General features: G+C 35.6%; 19 protein-coding genes. 10 read left to right on the forward strand and 9 right to left on the reverse strand.

All coding sequences use genetic code 11. The features are described from left to right. Positions 1-64: 64 nt before the first annotated feature. Together DNJ73_RS01740 and DNJ73_RS01745 are read left to right on the forward strand one after the other, a co-directional pair. A complete protein-coding gene (locus DNJ73_RS01740; protein ID WP_158466010.1) occupies positions 65-685 on the forward strand; it encodes a thioredoxin family protein in 621 nt (206 codons plus the stop codon). A 52-nt stretch (positions 686-737) separates the two neighbouring features. Continuing rightward, positions 738-1907: a DegT/DnrJ/EryC1/StrS family aminotransferase gene (locus DNJ73_RS01745; RefSeq protein ID WP_158466011.1), complete on the forward strand. Its 1170-nt coding sequence runs from the start codon at positions 738-740 to the stop codon at positions 1905-1907. A gap of 1 nt (position 1908) precedes the next feature. On the opposite strand, the gene DNJ73_RS01750 is transcribed toward DNJ73_RS01745, so the two are convergent. The 3 genes from DNJ73_RS01750 to folK form a co-directional block, all read right to left on the reverse strand. Further along, complete coding sequence (locus tag DNJ73_RS01750) at positions 1909-3390, reverse strand: cryptochrome/photolyase family protein (RefSeq protein WP_158466012.1); 1482 nt, start codon at positions 3388-3390, stop codon at positions 1909-1911. Further along, positions 3387-3947, reverse strand: coding sequence for an NUDIX hydrolase (locus DNJ73_RS01755; protein WP_158466738.1), 561 nt, complete (start codon positions 3945-3947; stop codon positions 3387-3389). Before DNJ73_RS01755 ends, DNJ73_RS01750 begins: the two co-directional genes overlap by 4 nt. A 68-nt stretch (positions 3948-4015) precedes the next feature. Beyond that, entirely contained in the window at positions 4016-4597 is a 582-nt protein-coding gene (gene folK / locus DNJ73_RS01760) for a 2-amino-4-hydroxy-6-hydroxymethyldihydropteridine diphosphokinase (protein ID WP_158466013.1), read from the reverse strand. 47 nt (positions 4598-4644) lie between these two features. On the opposite strand from folK, the gene bchD reads away from it, so the two are divergent. Beyond that, complete coding sequence (gene bchD / locus DNJ73_RS01765; RefSeq protein WP_158466014.1) at positions 4645-6792, forward strand: magnesium chelatase ATPase subunit D; 2148 nt, start codon at positions 4645-4647, stop codon at positions 6790-6792. Between the two features lie 11 nt (positions 6793-6803). Here the strand turns inward: bchD and DNJ73_RS01770 are convergent, their stop codons facing one another. Both DNJ73_RS01770 and DNJ73_RS01775 read right to left on the reverse strand, forming a co-directional pair. After that, entirely contained in the window at positions 6804-7649 is an 846-nt protein-coding gene (locus DNJ73_RS01770; RefSeq protein ID WP_158466015.1) for an MlaD family protein, read from the reverse strand. 4 nt (positions 7650-7653) lie between these two features. Further along, entirely contained in the window at positions 7654-8439 is a 786-nt protein-coding gene (locus DNJ73_RS01775; protein ID WP_158466016.1) for an ABC transporter ATP-binding protein, read from the reverse strand. A gap of 124 nt (positions 8440-8563) precedes the next feature. Between DNJ73_RS01775 and yvcK the strand changes: the two genes are divergently transcribed. Further along, the gene (yvcK, locus tag DNJ73_RS01780; protein WP_187152586.1) at positions 8564-9961 is read left to right on the forward strand and encodes a uridine diphosphate-N-acetylglucosamine-binding protein YvcK; all 1398 of its coding nucleotides are present in this window, start codon (positions 8564-8566) and stop codon (positions 9959-9961) included. Between the two features lie 2 nt (positions 9962-9963). Here yvcK and DNJ73_RS01785 read toward each other — a convergent pair whose 3' ends face one another. The 3 genes from DNJ73_RS01785 to DNJ73_RS01795 are packed head-to-tail and all read right to left on the reverse strand — an operon-like array spanning position 9964 to position 11605. Next, on the reverse strand, positions 9964-10485 hold the full coding sequence (locus tag DNJ73_RS01785) for an NAD(P)H-quinone oxidoreductase subunit J (protein WP_158466017.1): 522 nt from the start codon (positions 10483-10485) through the stop codon (positions 9964-9966). A gap of 17 nt (positions 10486-10502) precedes the next feature. After that, a complete protein-coding gene (nuoB, locus tag DNJ73_RS01790) occupies positions 10503-11252 on the reverse strand; it encodes an NADH-quinone oxidoreductase subunit NuoB (protein WP_187152527.1) in 750 nt (249 codons plus the stop codon). Further along, positions 11243-11605, reverse strand: a complete 363-nt coding sequence (locus DNJ73_RS01795; protein ID WP_158466018.1) for an NAD(P)H-quinone oxidoreductase subunit 3 — start codon at positions 11603-11605, stop codon at positions 11243-11245. Before DNJ73_RS01795 ends, nuoB begins: the two co-directional genes overlap by 10 nt. An 84-nt stretch (positions 11606-11689) precedes the next feature. On the opposite strand from DNJ73_RS01795, the gene DNJ73_RS01800 reads away from it, so the two are divergent. The 5 genes from DNJ73_RS01800 (at position 11690) to DNJ73_RS01820 (ending at position 13843) form a co-directional block, all read left to right on the forward strand. Then, on the forward strand, positions 11690-12115 hold the full coding sequence (locus tag DNJ73_RS01800; protein WP_158466019.1) for a rubredoxin: 426 nt from the start codon (positions 11690-11692) through the stop codon (positions 12113-12115). Next, the gene (locus DNJ73_RS01805; RefSeq protein ID WP_158466020.1) at positions 12112-13128 is read left to right on the forward strand and encodes a photosynthesis system II assembly factor Ycf48; all 1017 of its coding nucleotides are present in this window, start codon (positions 12112-12114) and stop codon (positions 13126-13128) included. The genes DNJ73_RS01800 and DNJ73_RS01805 overlap by 4 nt, the downstream gene beginning before the upstream one ends. Positions 13129-13236: 108 nt before the next feature. Next, a complete protein-coding gene (gene psbE, locus DNJ73_RS01810; RefSeq protein ID WP_011294296.1) occupies positions 13237-13485 on the forward strand; it encodes a cytochrome b559 subunit alpha in 249 nt (82 codons plus the stop codon). A gap of 29 nt (positions 13486-13514) precedes the next feature. Beyond that, positions 13515-13634 (forward strand): photosystem II reaction center protein L, encoded by a 120-nt coding sequence (locus DNJ73_RS01815; protein ID WP_011294297.1) that lies wholly within the window; start codon positions 13515-13517, stop codon positions 13632-13634. An 11-nt stretch (positions 13635-13645) separates the two neighbouring features. Further along, entirely contained in the window at positions 13646-13843 is a 198-nt protein-coding gene (locus DNJ73_RS01820) for a photosystem II reaction center protein J (protein WP_158466021.1), read from the forward strand. A gap of 76 nt (positions 13844-13919) precedes the next feature. Here DNJ73_RS01820 and mtnP read toward each other — a convergent pair whose 3' ends face one another. Further along, entirely contained in the window at positions 13920-14852 is a 933-nt protein-coding gene (gene mtnP / locus DNJ73_RS01825; RefSeq protein WP_158466022.1) for an S-methyl-5'-thioadenosine phosphorylase, read from the reverse strand. Between mtnP and selD the strand changes: the two genes are divergently transcribed. After that, complete coding sequence (gene selD, locus DNJ73_RS01830) at positions 14838-17018, forward strand: selenide, water dikinase SelD (protein WP_158466023.1); 2181 nt, start codon at positions 14838-14840, stop codon at positions 17016-17018. The genes mtnP and selD overlap by 15 nt on opposite strands. Positions 17019-17022: the final 4 nt, after the last annotated feature.

Below are 17022 nucleotides of genomic sequence, written 5' to 3' on the forward strand. Positions count from 1 at the left end.
CTCATAGTTAAATGAATATATACTTAAAAGTTCTGTAATCCATTACCCCCCAATTATAAGAATCATGGTTCGAACAGCCTCAACAATGCTTCCATTAGGAACTCCATTACCTGATTTTGAGTTGGGTGTGGTTTCAGGCTTGAACCTTTATCCGAATGATTCTTTAAAAGACCTTAGTCAAATTAGAAGTTTTGATTTAATAAAAAGACCATTGTTTTTGATGGTTATATGCGCTCATTGTCCATTTGTTAAACACGTAGAAAGTGGAATTACAACTTTGTTTAATTCTTTTGGTGAGCATGTTCAATTTTTGGCTATTTCTAGCAATAGCGTTATCACACATCCGCAAGACTCACCAGAATTCTTAGCCTCTCAAGCTAATAAACTTGGATGGAAGTTTCCATATTTATATGATGCTGATCAAAAATTAGCAAAAGCGCTTAAAGCGGCATGTACTCCCGATTTTTATATTTTTTGGCCTTCTCCAGATGGAGAATCAAAATTGAGATACAGGGGACAAATGGACGGAAGTCGACCTGGCAATGAAATACCTGTTTCTGGTGATGATATTCGTCTGGCACTCCGATCATTATTAAAGGGAGAAGATATTTCAGCTAATCAAAAACCTTCTATTGGTTGCAACATTAAATGGCATCCTGGTATGGAGCCTGAGTGGTTTGGATGAATTAATGAGTGTATTTTTAATTTTTCATCGTTGCAACTTAATTTAAATAGTTATGCAAATACCTCCTTTTAGCCTTGAAGCTCAAATTTCTGAAATAGGAGAAGAGATTGAAGAAGCTTTAATTAAAGTTTTTAGAAGCGGAAAATATATTGGTGGAGAGGAAGTAGCTTCATTTGAAAAAGCTTTTGCATTAGCTATAGAAACTTCTTACTCAGTTAGTTGTAATAGTGGAACAGATGCATTAATTCTTGCCTTAAGGTCGCTAAATATTGGTCAAGGTGATGAGGTGATCACCTCATCATTTAGTTTTTTTGCTACTGCAGAAGCAATTACCAGCGTTGGTGCTAGGCCTGTATTTGTAGATATTGATCCTGAAAACTACCTTATGGATCTTGGTCTAATTGAAAACGCAATAACTTCTAGAACAAAAGCTATTTTGCCTGTGCATTTGTTTGGTCATCCTCTAGATATGGATAAAGTAATGGCAATCGCTAAAGAAAATAATCTAAAGGTGGTAGAAGATTGTGCTCAGGCGGCTGGTGCCCATTGGCGAGGTAAACCCGTAGGAAGTTATGGAGATGTAGGTTGTTTTAGTTTTTTTCCTACTAAAAACTTAGGCGCAGCAGGAGATGGAGGAGCTATCACTACTAATGATTTTGATTTGGCAAAAATAATTAGGGAATTAGCTCTTCATGGAAGTCCAAAGAGATATTTCCATACAAATATTGGATATAATAGTAGACTTGATTCATTACAGGCTGCAATCTTAAATGTTAAATTAAACCGATTAAACAAATGGATAGAGCAAAGAAAGACAATAGCAATTAATTATATAAATAATCTATCAATGATAGAAGGAATTAAATTGCCATCTAATACTTTGATCAATAAATCTGGTCATTCTTGGAATCAATTTGTAATAAGAATAATCGACAATTCTTTTTTTGAAAATATAGAATCTGCATCAGAGAATGTTTGTAAAAATTCAAATAGAGATCTATTTAAAACTGAACTTTATAGACTTGGAGTTAATACAATTATTTATTATCCGATACCTATACATCTTCAACCAGCATATAAAGATTTAGGGTATCAAGAAGGTTCTCTTCCTATTACTGAAAAAATATGTAGCCAGGTAATTAGTTTACCAATTTTCCCTGAATTTAAATCTATTCAGCAATCATATGTTATTGATAAAATAAAAGAAATATTTAGAAAATAATCTAATTAATACTTGAATATAATTCTTTGAAGATTGATGTTTGATTTTTGTGGTTTATAATAGGGTTTGGATAGCCTTTTCTCTCCGCAGAAGTTATTTCGCCGGAAAGTAAATTAGGTGTTGAGACATGTGTTAACTCTGGTATCCATTTTCGGATATAGTTGCCATTTTCGTCGAATTTAGAAGCTTGTCTATAAGGATTAAATATTCTCATAGGTTTTGGATCCATTCCACTGCTAGCACTCCATTGCCACCCTCCGTTATTTGATGCTAAGTCACCATCAACTAAGCTTTTCATGAAGAAAAGTTCTCCCCATCTCCAATCAATTAAAAGGTCTTTTACTAGAAAAGAGGCAACAATCATTCTGCATCGATTATGCATCCATCCAGAATACTTAAGTTGTCTCATCGCAGCATCAATTATTGGGATACCAGTTAATCCGGTCTCCCAGGATTTAAACCACTCAGGTTTATTTTGCCATGGAAACTTTAACCATTTTTCTCTATATGGACCTTTCTCTAGCTCTGGAAAATTAATGAGAGCATTTTGATAAAACTCTCTCCAAGCAAGTTCTTTTATCCATGTATCAATAGAATTTATTTGGTATTCATTATTCGCCATTTTTTTTGATATTTGAGCCCCATTCCAAACCGCCCTACAACTTATTGTCCCTAAACTTAACGCCGCACTTAGAGTAGAAGTTGATTCTAAAGATGGAATATCTCTTGCTTGGCTATATGAATTTATACTTCCTGAATTTATGAAAAAGTTTAATTGATTTATTGACTCTGATTCTCCTGGTTTGCAAGGACAGAGGTTAGTATTCTTAAATCTATTTGAAATAAGTAAATCATAAATAGGTTTGCTTTCTTTGGAAATACAATAGTTTAAATCAGAGTTTTTAATTGATAATAATTCTCTCTCATTAAAACCTCTAATCTTTTCAGGCATTCTTGATATTTCTATTAGATTATTAGTTAATATTTTGGTCCTATTGATTATGTTAATCCATTTATGATAAAAAGGTCCATATACCTTGTAAGGGTCATTATTGTTCGTTTTGATATTACTTGGATTAACAATTAATTGATCTAAAAATGTAAATATTTTCCTTTTATCTTTTGATAACTGTTCTTTAATTTTTTTGTCTCTATTGATTTCATAAGGTTCAATATTTTCGTTCCAGTAAATACATTCAGCTTTAACTAAGTCCGCTAATTTAGAAATTAATTTAATAGGATCTCCATTCAATATTAATAACCTACTTCCTCTTCTTTCCCAATTCTTTTGAAGTTCTAAAAGGCTTTCGCCCAAAAACCAATTTTTCGCTTCAGATGTAGTTCTGCTGAGATTTAAAAGATTTGGATCTAAAACATAAACTCCAATTAAATTTTCTGAAGTTTTAGATGCTTCAGATAGGCCTATATTGTCTTCTATTCTTAAATCTCTTCTATGCCAAAATATTGATCGAAACTTAGTCATTTTTTATTCAAGACTTGGCATGCTCTGAACCATGCCGTAATAGTTTTCCCATCAAGTGATTCTTCTCCACTTGCAATAATTTCATTTAATTTTTTGGGCGCAATTTTTAATACTTCAATATCTTCATCTGCATCGCCTTCAGGCTTCTTTTCAAGTTTAGTTAAATCTCTTGCAAGGAAAAGATGAATTTTTTCATCTGAATATCCTGGACAGGGAAGCATTTCTCCCAGATCGTGCCATTCTTTTGCAGAGTAGCCACTTTCTTCTTGAACTTCTCTTTTAATTGATTCAAGTGGGCTTTCACCTGTTTCTAGAGTTCCAGCTGGAAACTCTAGAATTCTTCTTGAGCAAGCAAATCTGTATTGACGAAGAATAATTACATCTCCTGAATTTGTTATTGGGACTGCCAAGGCAGCGCCTGGATGACGAATAACCCCAAACTCGCCCTCCATTGAATTAGGTAAAAGAAACTTATTAATTTCAAAACGAATTTTTTTTGCATCAAGACAAGCTTTTGTCTCGATAATTTCTGAGGGTTCAGGTCCTGGAATAGACATACTTTTTTTTCTATTCATATAGGATGGCTGATTTTTTTAGAAAAGGTTGGTGATTTTTGTTACGAGTTTTATTCAGGCCAAATGTTTGGAGAATGGATTTGTTTCGGTTTCCCTTGAGCTTTTGATAAAACTTCTGCAAGCGGAATTAAAACAAAGTTTCTTTCACTTAATCTGGGATGAGGCAAAATTAGAGTTTCTGTATTTATCTGAAGTCCTCCCCAGGAAATGAAGTCAATATCTAAAGATCTTGGCCCCCAAAAAACTTTTGTATTTTCTCTTTCCCTCCCTGCGATTTTCTCTAAGTCTAAAAATTTTTTCATTAAACACATAGCTGCTTTTTTATTTGGGGTTACTGAGCTAAAATTCTTTCCCTCTACAACCAGTACTGTATTTATAAATTTTGGTTGATCAATTGGCCCCCCTAAAGGTTCAGTCTCAAATAAAGGCGCCCATTGAAAAGATAAAGACTTATCAATATTTTGAGAGTCGATTTTTGGACGATTTAAAGCAACATTCCACTCAAGTATGCTTTTTTCAATTTGCGGCCTCATGGCAGCTATTGTTTTTATGGGATCTCCAAGAATGCCAGGGATATTTGCGCCTATTGAGATGACTAGTTTCAATTTTGTTTTTTGTTTTGCATAAGTCATGCGAATATTAAAAGACTTTTAAAAATTTGCTTGATTTATCCAACCCTATGGTTTCCAGTGGATTGAATAACAACAATATGTCTTCGCCTTCAAAAGACACTGCTGTAATGGATAGAGCTAATCGTTCTTTCCCTTTGGCTGCAATTACAGGCCATGGAACTTTAAAGCTAGCTTTAATGCTTGCCGCAGTTGATCCAGGTTTGGGAGGTGTAATAATTGCTGGTGGTCGTGGTACTGGTAAATCTGTTTTAGCTAGAGGTTTACATGCTCTTCTCCCTCCGATTGAAATAATTGATTTAGAAAAATTAGCTAACAATGATGATGATTCATTGATTTATCCAGCCGGTAGAAATTTAGATCCTTCTTTTTCAGGAGAGTGGGATGATTTAACTAAAAAACTATTTATAAAAAATATAGGAAGTCTGGAAAATATTAATGACTTAGAAAATATCCCTAAGAAAGTTGTTTCCGCTCCTTTTATTCAGGTTCCCCTAGGTGTAACAGAGGATAGGCTTGTTGGTGCTGTTGATGTTGCTGCTTCATTATCAAGTGGAACGCCAGTATTTCAGCCAGGGTTACTAGCCGAAGCTCATAGAGGAGTTTTGTACATAGACGAATTGAATTTGTTGGATGATGGCATTGTTAATCTTCTTTTGGCTTCAGTGGGCGCAGGAGAGAATAGAGTTGAACGAGAAGGTTTGAGCCTTAGTCATCCATGTCGACCTTTATTGATTGCGACCTATAACCCAGAGGAGGGAGCACTAAGGGACCATCTTTTGGACAGATTTGCAATTGTTTTGTCTGCAGATCAATTGATAACAAATGAACAAAGAGTTGAGATTACTCAATCTGCTATTGCTCATGGTCAATCTAGTGAAACTTTTTCTAAGAAATGGGCTGAAGATACGGAATCTCTTTCAACTCAATTGCTTTTAGCAAGACAATGGCTGCCAGATGTTCAAATTACTGCTGAGCAAATTGAGTATTTAGTTTTAGAAGCCATTCGTGGAGGGGTAGAAGGTCATAGGTCAGAGCTTTATGCAGTAAGAGTTGCAAAGGCTCATGCTGCTTTATGCGGAAGAGATTCAGTAGATGCAGAAGATTTGAAGGCTGCAGTGAGACTAGTAATCGCTCCGAGGGCTATGCAAATGCCTGCAGAAGATGAGATGGAGCCTCCTCCTCCAGAAGATCAACAGGCACCTCCCCCGCCTCCTGAGGACTCAGAGGAAAATAACGATCAAGAAGAGGAACAAGAAGAGGAACAAGAAGAGGATCAAGATCAAGAGTCATCTCCTCCCATACCAGAAGAATTTATGCTTGATCCTGAAGCATGTGCTGTTGATCCTGATTTATTATTGTTTTCATCTGCTAAATCGAAGAGTGGAAATAGTGGAAGTCGATCAGCTGTTTTAAGTGATAATCGAGGGAGATATGTAAAACCAATCCTTCCAAAAGGTCCTGTTAGAAGAATTGCAGTAGATGCAACTTTAAGAGCTGCAGCTCCTTATCAAAAAGTTAGAAGAGAAAGAGAGCCCAATAGAAAAGTAATTGTCGAGGAAGGTGATTTGCGTGCAAAATTGCTGCAGCGTAAAGCAGGTGCCTTAGTAATTTTCTTGGTTGATGCAAGTGGTTCTATGGCTCTCAATAGAATGCAAAGTGCAAAAGGAGCTGTTATTCGATTGCTAACAGAAGCTTATGAGAACAGAGATGAAGTTTCTCTTATTCCTTTCCGAGGAGATCAAGCAGAAGTGCTACTTCCTCCGACAAGATCGATCACTGCAGCAAAGAGAAGACTTGAGGCAATGCCATGTGGCGGTGGATCTCCACTTGCTCATGGTTTGACTCAAGCTGCAAGGGTAGGAGCAAATGCTTTGGCGACTGGAGATCTAGGTCAAGTAGTTGTGGTAGCTATTACTGATGGGAGAGGGAATGTTTCATTAAGCACTTCATTAGGTCAACCAGTTCTTGAGGGTGAAGAACCTCCTGATTTGAAACAAGAAGTCCTTGATGTTGCTTCTCGCTACCGATCACTAGGTATTAAGTTGCTTGTCATTGATACAGAAAGGAAGTTTATTGCAAGTGGAATGGGTAAAGATTTAGCTGAAGTATCAGGAGGCAAATATGTTCAATTACCCAAGGCCAGTGATCAAGCGATCGCTTCAATTGCAATGGATGCAATAAATAGTGTCACATAAAATTGTTGTTTTTAAGGATATATTTCATCAAATAATTTACTCAAACCTATAGTTACTCTTTTAAGTGCATCTACAAGTTCTTTGTCTTCCATGATCTTTCCCATATCTGAACTCATTTGGTCTATTTTCTTAGTTAAAGAACTAGAAGTTGAGGCAAGTTCCTGAATATCTTTAAGGGTCTTAGGATTGTCTAAGCTTTCAAGAATATTATTTAAATGATATGAAGCTTTTGTTAATTCAGTAATTATTGGTTTCGCTCTTAAAAGTTCTGATTTAGATAACAAAACAAGTTCATCAAGATTGGCTTGAGTTCTGTCAAATTGCTTAATAGATTCTGATAATTTTTTTACTATTGCTTGTCTATCAGCTTGATCAATAATTGAATCTAAACCCTCTGTTAAGGTAGATATACTAATCATTTCTACTCCTTTTATTTTATCACCACTACATAAGATTTTTTTATTCGGGCAATTTTTATTGACTGTATATACTTTCTTTTCTTGTAATGGTTTACCTAATGAAATTAGTGATAATTGAGCATCTCCTCCGAGTACAGAGCTTGTAACTATTTTTGCAATAACAGGTTTTGGTAAAATTAGATTATTATTATTTAATTTGATTTTTGTTTGGACAGTGTTTGGAGTGAAATTTATTTTTTGAACAGAGCCTACAATAATTCCTCGATAAGTAACAGGAGACATTTTTGCAAGACCACTTGCATCTTTGAAGTTTGCGGATATCTCCCAGCTTTTAGAACCTAAACGGAAATCTCTTAACCAAAGCATTGCTCCTGAAAAGATAATTACTCCACCTAAAAGTGAAAAACCAACAAATGCATCACGTAAACTTCTACGCATAAATTTATAAGTCCTCTGGTTGCATGGGGCCTTGAAGATTGCCTGTGCGAAATTGTTTTACATAGGCATTTTCACTTTGTTTAAATTGATCTATTGATCCATCCCATTGAAACTTACCGTCATAAAGCAAAATAACTCTATTAGCTGTTCTCTCAATTGTACTTGAAACATGACTTACTACAATTGAACACCCTTGGGCTACATCAGTTGTTTTAATAATTAGATCTTCAATTCGAGTACAAGCTATTGGATCAAGTCCTGCTGTTGGCTCGTCATATAGAAGAAGAGGAATTGAGTCTGATTCTTTTTTGGAGTCACTTATTAAAGCTCTCGCAAAACTTACTCTTTTTTGCATTCCTCCACTGAGTTGATTTGGAAATTTTTCTGCAACATCGTATAAGCCAACTTCTTGCAAACAATGTATAATTTTTTTTTGAATAATTTGCTCAGAAAAAATTTTCTGTTTTTCAAGTAAAAAACCTACATTTTCTCTTACTGTTAACGATGCTAATAATGCAGGATTTTGAAAAACTAATCTCACATCTGGGGGATCGTTTTGATCAAGTCTTAAATATTTTTGTTCAATACCTGATATTTGAAGATTTCCATTAGAAGGCAAAAGCAATCCAGCTAGTAGGCGAAGTATTGTTGATTTGCCTGAGCCAGAAGGACCAACAATTGCAAGTCTCTCTCCTGCACACATGGCAAGATTGACTTTATTGAGAACTTTTTTTGATCCCAGTTCTACACTGAGATCTTTCATCCACATCACATGAGTGCTTTTTGGCACACTCTCTCCTAATGTTTGGTTACCTATCTCATTTTGTATGAGATGTCTGAATTGGGAAGTTTAATTAGAGTTTATATGAATAAATTATTTAGGTTTCATTGAAAATTTATCTAACTTGAATCCATTGAAAAAAAGAAGAAAAAGAAAATTAAGAAGATCTTCTTTGCGTAAAAGTTTTTTCGCAAGTTTGTCTTTTCAGCTTTACTCACGTTTTAAAAGAGCTATTAGATGGCTTTTACCTGGGCTAGTGGTTAAAAGATGGCTAATGACATCTGGATTAGGTTTATTAATTGCTTTAATAGGGGCATCAATCTGGGCTGATCTTAGGCCTATATATTGGGTTGTTGAAATACTTTTTTGGTTTTTAGGATTCATAACTACTTTTTTACCTAGAACTATTTTTGGACCAATAGTTTTTCTGATAGGAATATCTTTGTTGATTTGGGGGCAAGGGAGAAGTTTTGAATCAATTAAGCAAGCTTTAGGCACAAAAAAAGATACTTTTTTAGTTGATGCATTAAGAGCTAAACAAAGATTAAATAGAGGTCCAAATATTGTTGCTATAGGTGGTGGAACAGGTTTATCTTCATTATTAAAAGGTTTAAAAAGATATAGCAGTCGAATTACAGCAATAGTTACTGTCGCAGACGACGGAGGAAGTAGCGGGGTTCTCAGGAGAGAACTTGGTGTTCAGCCTCCTGGTGACATAAGAAATTGTTTGGCAGCCTTAGCAACGGAAGAACCACTTATAAAGGGGCTTTTTCAGTATCGCTTTTCTTCAGGAAGTGGACTTGAGGGACATAGCTTTGGCAACCTTTTTCTTTCTGCTTTAACTGCAATAACTGGAAGCTTAGAGACAGCAATTACTGCTTCGAGTAGGGTTCTTGCTGTTCAGGGGCAAGTTGTACCAGCAACTAATGTAGATGTCCGATTATGGGCAGAGCTTGAAAATGGTGAACGGATAAATGGAGAATCAGCTATTGGTAAAGCACAACTTCCAATAGTAAGAATCGGTTGCCACCCTTCTCAACCTCCAGCTTTGCCAAGAGCGCTAGAGGCTATAAAAAATGCAGAAATTATATTAATTGGCCCTGGAAGTTTATACACTTCAATTCTTCCAAATTTACTTGTACCTGAAATAGTCGAAGCAATTGAAAGAAGCAATGCTCCCAAATTGTATATATGTAATTTGATGACTCAGCCAGGAGAAACTGATGGACTTGATGTAACTGGTCATGTGAGAGCTATTGAGGCTCAATTAGCTACCAGAGGAATCACTAGAAAAATATTTAGTTCAATTCTTGCTCAAGGCGAATTGCAACCCTCACCATTGTTGGATTACTACAAGTCAAAAGGAGCTGAACCAGTTAAATGTAATAAGAATGACCTTCTAGCAAGAGGTTATAAGGTTTATCTGGCTTCACTTCAAGGCTCAAAAGCTACTCCAACTTTGCGACATGATCCTAGAAGTCTTGCTTTAGCAATAATGAGATTTTATCGGAGGTACAAAAGAGGTAAATAATTTTAGTAAGCATCTTGCAGTTCATAAAAATCTGGCTGAATATAATCTTTTCTCAATGGCCATCCCTTCCAATCTTCAGGCATTAAAAGTCTTTTTGGATGTGGGTGGCCCTTAAAATTTACACCATACATGTCAAACGTTTCTCTTTCTTGCCAATCTGCACCTCTAAAAAGGCTATATACGCTAGGAACAGTTAAGTCACCATTGCGACTTAAAAATACTTTTAATCTTACTTCGCGAGGAGAAATATCTTGTTTAAATTCATTCATTTCGATTAAGTTATAAAAGCAAACAATGTCTAGTCCAGGACCTTCATCGTATCCACCTTGACATTGAAGATAATTAAATCCATCATTTTTTAACGCCTCAACTATTGGTAAAAGATTTGTTGGATTGACTTTAATAACCTCAATACCAAGATGGTCCTCTGAGAGAGATATATTTTCAAATCCATTTTGAGAAAGCCATTCGCTTACCGGACCAGAGTTTTTTTTGTCTTCTATGATTTCAGATTCTTTTGTCATGGATTTAAAAAGGGTGATTAATTACTTGAAAGTTCTTCAGATATTTTTTGAACCTCTTTAAGAGACTGGTCAAATTCTTCTGATAGTGAAGGGTTTAAGGCTATTAATTGTGATTTTGCATTGAGATATTGGCCATTAACTTTTGGATCAACTCTTTTCATTTTATGTGGAATAGTTATGTATCTATGTGTTTGAGTTATTTTCGACCTTTCTGATATTGATTCATTTGCAACTTTTTTTCTTAATTTAATTACAGCATCAAATATTGCCTCTGGTCTAGGAGGGCATCCAGGAAGATAAAGATCAACTGGAATTAATTTGTCAACACCTCTTACTGCTGTAGTCGAATCGGCACTGAACATTCCGCCAGTAATTGTGCAAGCTCCCATTGCAATTACGTATTTTGGATCAGGCATTTGTTCATAAAGTCTTACAAGAGCAGGTGCCATTTTCATTGTGACCGTTCCAGCAACTATTAGTAGATCTGCTTGTCTGGGAGAACTTCTAGGTACTAATCCGAATCTATCAAAATCAAATCGTGATCCAATTAGGGCGGCAAATTCAATAAAACAGCAGGCAGTTCCATACAAAAGAGGCCATAAACTGCTTAATCTTGCCCAGTTATGAAGATCTTCAAGGCTCGTGAGAATTATATTTTCGCTTAAATCATTCGTTATTGATGGAGCGCCAACTGGACCACATGTAGCCTCTCTGAGACTTCTTACGGTTTCGGTTGCGGGAGAGTTGTTCAAGGGATTTAACTCCATTCAAGGGCACCTTTTCTCCATGCATATGCTAGTGCCACAACCAGTATTGTGATAAAAACAAGTGCTTCTATGAATGCTAATAATCCAAGTCTGTGAAATGCAACCGCCCATGGGTAAAGGAACACCGTTTCAACGTCAAAGATAACGAAAACAAGCGCAAACATGTAGTAACGAATATTAAATTGTATCCATGCTCCTCCAATAGGCTCCATACCTGATTCATAGGTAAGTTGCCTTTCCCCAGCTTTGCTTTTTGGTGCTATGAGTTTATTTGTAGTAAGAGCAAGAATAGGAACTGCTCCTGAAATAAGAAGAAATCCTAAAAAATACTCATAACCCTGTAGGGAAAACATGAACTAATTACTGATTTCAATATCAGTTTGACAGTCATTTTCTAGATTAGTGCCATAGAGTTGTTTTATGTGAAAGTGAAAACTGTGAGTGAAAACATCAAAACAGAATCAAATGCTTTGAAAAATTTGAATTCTGATGAACAACAAAAGCAAGTTTTTTCATTAGAACAAAATGACAAAACCATGGAATTTGATTCAAAATTCAATCGCTTCGAATGCATGAGCTGTGGCTTTATTTACGATCCTGATGAGGGCATAAAAAAGCTAAGTATTAAGCCAGGAACTGCTTTTCTGGATATAGATAAAGAGAAGTTTAGATGCCCTGTCTGTCGAGTAGGATTTGGTGGATACAAGGATATTGGACCTAAATCAAAGCCTAGTGGATTTGAAGAAAACCTAACTTATGGCTTTGGGTTTAATAAACTTCCTTCAGGCCAGAAAAACGTACTAATTTTTGGAAGCCTGGCTTTAGCTGCTGCCTGTTTTCTCTCTCTTTATTCCTTGAAATGAAAAGTCTGTTTTCTAATCTCATTAATTTGACTCTTGCTTTAATAATTGGAGTAGCTCTGAGCGGATGCACTGTTAGCAATGCATCTATGGGTTCATCCAGTCCATGGTCACCAGTAGATCTTGATACTGATGCAAATCCTCTAGATATTGACTTTGTTGATGACAAAAATGGTTTTCTAGTTGGAACAGATAGATTAATTCTGGAGACAAATGATGGAGGAATTACCTGGAATGAAAGGAATTTGGATATCCCTAGCGAAGGTAACTTTCGCTTGATAAGCATTGATTTCAAAGATCAAGAGGGCTGGATCGCAGGCCAACCAGGTTTAATTCTTCATACAACTGACGGAGGAAAAAATTGGACTCGTCTCGATCTAGGAAATAAGTTACCAGGAGACCCTTATTTGATTACCACAATTGATTTTGATTCTGCTGAATTGGCAACCACTGCGGGAGCAATTTATAAAACTACAGATGGAGGTGCAAACTGGGAAGCATTGGTTGTTGATACTTCTGGATCTGGAGGTATCAGAGAATTAAGACGAACAACTAATGGAGGATATGTCAGCGTAAGTAGTCTTGGGAATTTTTTCTCAGTTCTGAGTTCAGATAGGGAGACTTGGAGTCCTCATCAGAGAGCAAGTAGTAAAAGAGTACAAAGTGTTGGTGAAATGCCAAATGGAGATTTATGGATGCTTTCTAGAGGAGCTGAAATCAGATTTAATGAAGATTCAGATAATATTGACGCTTGGTCTAAGCCCATAATCCCAATAGTTAATGGCTATAACTATCAAGATCTTGCTTGGGATCCTGCTAAGTCAATTTGGGCCGCAGGAGGAAATGGGACTTTATTAATCAGTAATGATGATGGGAAAACTTGGGAACAAGACCCTGTTGGTGATTCTGTGCCGACAAATTTCATTAGAATTCTGTTTATGGACGATTTAAATAGTGTCAGTACAAAGGGATTTGTATTTGGCGAAAGAGGGAATTTATTGAGATGGCAGGGTTGAAATCATTAAATTTTGATGATTTCCGTGACTCTGTGTAACCAGCTTGCAACAGAGATCCATTCTTTTGATTTTCGCTTGATAAGATCACTGAGCTGATTAAGTGAGGCTATGGCTGCCGGCTCTACCGGGGAACGCCCGTTTTTTGAGATCATTACTAGTGTCCGCTATTGGATTATCCATGCGGTAGCACTTCCTGCGATCTTCGTTGCAGGTTTTCTATTTGTGTCTTCTGGGCTTGCCTACGACGCTTTTGGAACTCCTAGACCAGATACGTATTTTCAGGCTGGAGAAAGCAAAGCTCCTGTTGTAGTTCAGCGCTTTGATTCGAAGGCTGAACTTGACACGCGTCTGAAATAACCAAATTTCATCTGATTGCTTTTTTATCCATGCAAGTCAATCCAAATCCAAATAAGGTTCCGGTTGAACTAAACCGAACAAGTCTTTATCTTGGACTCTTACTTGTTTTTGTAATGGGAATTCTTTTTTCCAGCTACTTCTTTAACTAAATCTCTTTATCATGAGCAAATTAAAAGGACCTGATGGACGAGTAGGAGATCGTCTACCCGATGGCCGTCCTGCAATCTCCTGGGAAAGACGGTGGACAGAAGGGGCACTTCCTTTGTGGTTAGTAGCTACTGCAGGTGGAACAGCTGTGATTTTTGTTCTTGGTATTTTCTTCTACGGTTCATATACTGGTATTGGAAACGCTGGTTAGTTTTAACTAGAAAAATACTATTTTCCAAATTAATTTCAAAACCAGGTGACATTTTTTTATGTCGCCTGGTTTTTAATTAAAGCCAATATTTATTAGTAAATAATTGAATTCTGCTTTTAGTTGTTTCTGGGACATGTTCTTTAGGAGTTACTAAGGCATCTTTTAGTGAATTATGAAAAGAGCTTGATGGCCTTGATAATGAAATTCTTTTTGCAGCAGCAGAAATTATTGATTTTGCAAAACTTGCATTTTCTTTGAGATTGTCAATCACCATCTCTACAGAAACACTTTCGCAATTCTGCTTCCAACAATCATAATCAGTAACCATAGATAAGCTTGAATAAGAAATTTCGGCTTCTTTTGCCAATCTGGCTTCTGTGTGATTTGTCATTCCTATTATTGAGCATCCCCAATCTCTATATAATTTTGATTCTGCCCTTGTTGAAAACGCTGGTCCTTCCATCGCGAGATATGTCCCTCCTACATGTAATTTTTTTTCTTTAGTTAAAAGTTTGCCGATTTCCTTTGAAAGTATTTCAGATACAATTTCGCAAAAAGGATTTGCCATACTTATGTGAGCTACAACTCCATTGGTGAAAAAAGTTAATGGCCTTTGATGTGTTCTATCAATAAATTGATCGGGTATAACAATGTCGCATGGTTTGATATTTTCCTTTAGCGACCCGACGGCCGATACTGATATTAACCATCTAACATTCAGAGAGCGCAACGCCCAGATATTTGCTTTGTATGGAATTTCACTTGGATTTAAAGTATGGTTTTCTCCGTGGCGAGCAAGAAAAACGACCTCTATTCCAAATAGATTACCTATCAGTAAATTGTTAGATGGTTTTCCATATGGGGTGTCTAAACTTAATTCAATTACGTTTTCTAGGTTGTCAATCCTATACAGTCCGCTTCCACCGATTATTCCTAATCTAGCTTTTTTTAAATCATATGTATCTGGTTGTGATTCAGAAATATTCAAAAAATCATGTTGAGTGATCATATCGTTTTAGCTGGTGGTGGTCATACTCACGCCCTTGTTTTACTTAGATGGGCAATGAATCCCAAATTAAAGCCTGCAGGGATGATTACTTTAGTTAATCAATCAAGTACTACTATTTATTCTGGGATGTTTCCAGGCGTTATAGCAGGTAAATACAAAATTGATGAAATACTAATTGATTTGAGGGACCTTGCTTCAAAAGCAAGGGTTTCGTTTGTAATGGCACAAATTGAAGGGATCGATCTTAAGAAAAAAAAATTACTTTTAGTTGGCAGACCAGAAATCGAATATTCATCACTATCTTTAAATATAGGAACAAAAACTAATTTAAATTCTAAACCTCTAATTACAAGTGATAAAAACTTGGCTGTTCCAATTAAACCTTTTTCTGAATCACTTAAATTTATTAAAGATCAAGATATTTATAAGGATGATTCTTCCGCAAAACCATTTGAAATTGTTGGCGCTGGATTCGCTGGTATAGAAATAGCTTTTTCTTTAAGAAAAAGATGGCCAAGACGACCCATACAATTAAAAGTCAAATCAGGAAGAAAACTAAGCAGCAATATATTAAAAGCCATTGAAGATTTAAATATTGAGATCATACAAAATAATCTATCTACATCATATCCAGCATTAATATGTACTGGTAATGAATCGTTTGAATGGATAAAAGATAGTGGTTTACCAATAGATCAGTTTGGGAGGGTATTAACAAAAAACACTCTTCAAGTTATTAATTATCCTGAATTATTTGCAGTGGGTGATTGTGGGGTAATCAAGGATGATTTTCGTCCCTCTTCCGGAGTATGGGCGGTTCGTTGTGCAATACCATTAGCCAAGAATTTAGAGGCTATGAATATAGGTTCTAAATTTGGTAAATGGAAACCTCAAAAAAATGCAATACAACTTTTAGATATTAATTCTAGTAAAAAAGATTCTAAAGCTTTTCTTGCTTGGGGTGGATTTATTATTGGACCTTATAGTTTCCTGTCGAGATTGAAAGATTTAATTGATAGAAATTTTATATCTAAATTTCATTTTAGTAATGATTTAACTTCTGAAATGTTTTCTAAAAGGGAGATGATTGAATGTAGAGGATGTGCAGCAAAATTAGCTTATTCTCCGTTAAAGAAAACATTAAAAAAATTAAATCTAAAAGAACCTCCAGAAGATGATTCTATTGATATCGGACTATTAATTTCAGGTAAGACTTTGATACAAAGTGTTGATGGGTTTCCTTCTTTAGTTAGCGATCCATGGCTTACTGGAAGACTTTTAACTTTTCATTCTTGCTCTGATATTTGGGCATGCGGAGGATCTGTGATTTCTGCACAATCTGTTGTTAAATTGCCTTCATTAGCAAATGATGTGCAACAAGAATTGTTATTTCAAGTATTAGAAGGTATTAATTCTGCTTTGACTATGCAAGGAGCAAAACTTATAGGTGGGCATACTTTGCAATCAATAAAAGCATCTGATGAGTCTTCTTCTTTAGAAATTGAAAGCTCATTAACGGTAAATGGAATTATTGATGAAAATGCTAATTTTTGGTCCAAAGGAGGAATGAAAAAGGGAGATCAAATTCTTATCAGTCGCCCTTTGGGTACAGGAGTTATTTTTTCTGCATTTATGAATGCTCAAGTAAGACCTCATATCATTGACTTTGTACTCAAAGAAATGAATAAAAGTCAGCATGAAATTGTTAGAGATATTACTAAATTAGAAAGTAAATATCCTTATGTAAATATTGTAAATGCATGTACTGATATAACTGGTTTTGGATTGCTAGGCCATTTATCTGAAATGTTAGAGTCTACAAATAGTTACCGATCAAATATTAATATAGAACCTGTTAAAATTATACTTGAACTTGATAAGATACCTTTCTATAATGGAGTAGATGAGCTTTTAGATAAAGGATTCGAGAGTTCTTTATCACCTTCAAATAGAATCTTTTTAGAAAATATTAATGGACATAAAAACCTAAGGTTTGAATTAATATATAATGAGTTTGAGCTTGATAGTCCATTATACAATAATATGTTGAAACTTCTAATAGATCCACAAACTTGTGGACCTTTGGTTATAAGTTGCCCATCGTTATATTCTGAAAAACTTATTGAAGAGGGACCTTGGAAAAAAATTGGATTAGTTTCTGGATAAATAC

Source organism: Prochlorococcus marinus XMU1408, assembly GCF_003208055.1.
Lineage (GTDB): Bacteria > Cyanobacteriota > Cyanobacteriia > PCC-6307 > Cyanobiaceae > Prochlorococcus_B > Prochlorococcus_B marinus_A.

What these genes read in the sequence shown, in the direction of transcription:
- DNJ73_RS01740 (WP_158466010.1), top strand. Translation starts at nt 65, where the DNA reads ATGGTTCGAACAGCCTCAACAATGCTTCCATTAGGAACTCCATTACCT.
- DNJ73_RS01745 (WP_158466011.1), top strand. Translation starts at nt 738, where the DNA reads ATGCAAATACCTCCTTTTAGCCTTGAAGCTCAAATTTCTGAAATAGGA.
- DNJ73_RS01750 (WP_158466012.1), bottom strand. Translation starts at nt 3,390, where the DNA reads ATGACTAAGTTTCGATCAATATTTTGGCATAGAAGAGATTTAAGAATA.
- DNJ73_RS01755 (WP_158466738.1), bottom strand. Translation starts at nt 3,947, where the DNA reads ATGTCTATTCCAGGACCTGAACCCTCAGAAATTATCGAGACAAAAGCT.
- folK (WP_158466013.1), bottom strand. Translation starts at nt 4,597, where the DNA reads ATGACTTATGCAAAACAAAAAACAAAATTGAAACTAGTCATCTCAATA.
- bchD (WP_158466014.1), top strand. Translation starts at nt 4,645, where the DNA reads ATGGTTTCCAGTGGATTGAATAACAACAATATGTCTTCGCCTTCAAAA.
- DNJ73_RS01770 (WP_158466015.1), bottom strand. Translation starts at nt 7,649, where the DNA reads ATGCGTAGAAGTTTACGTGATGCATTTGTTGGTTTTTCACTTTTAGGT.
- DNJ73_RS01785 (WP_158466017.1), bottom strand. Translation starts at nt 10,485, where the DNA reads ATGACAAAAGAATCTGAAATCATAGAAGACAAAAAAAACTCTGGTCCG.
- nuoB (WP_187152527.1), bottom strand. Translation starts at nt 11,252, where the DNA reads ATGGAGTTAAATCCCTTGAACAACTCTCCCGCAACCGAAACCGTAAGA.
- DNJ73_RS01795 (WP_158466018.1), bottom strand. Translation starts at nt 11,605, where the DNA reads ATGTTTTCCCTACAGGGTTATGAGTATTTTTTAGGATTTCTTCTTATT.
- DNJ73_RS01805 (WP_158466020.1), top strand. Translation starts at nt 12,112, where the DNA reads ATGAAAAGTCTGTTTTCTAATCTCATTAATTTGACTCTTGCTTTAATA.
- psbE (WP_011294296.1), top strand. Translation starts at nt 13,237, where the DNA reads ATGGCTGCCGGCTCTACCGGGGAACGCCCGTTTTTTGAGATCATTACT.
- DNJ73_RS01815 (WP_011294297.1), top strand. Translation starts at nt 13,515, where the DNA reads ATGCAAGTCAATCCAAATCCAAATAAGGTTCCGGTTGAACTAAACCGA.
- DNJ73_RS01820 (WP_158466021.1), top strand. Translation starts at nt 13,646, where the DNA reads ATGAGCAAATTAAAAGGACCTGATGGACGAGTAGGAGATCGTCTACCC.
- selD (WP_158466023.1), top strand. Translation starts at nt 14,838, where the DNA reads ATGTTGAGTGATCATATCGTTTTAGCTGGTGGTGGTCATACTCACGCC.
- mtnP (WP_158466022.1), bottom strand. Translation starts at nt 14,852, where the DNA reads ATGATCACTCAACATGATTTTTTGAATATTTCTGAATCACAACCAGAT.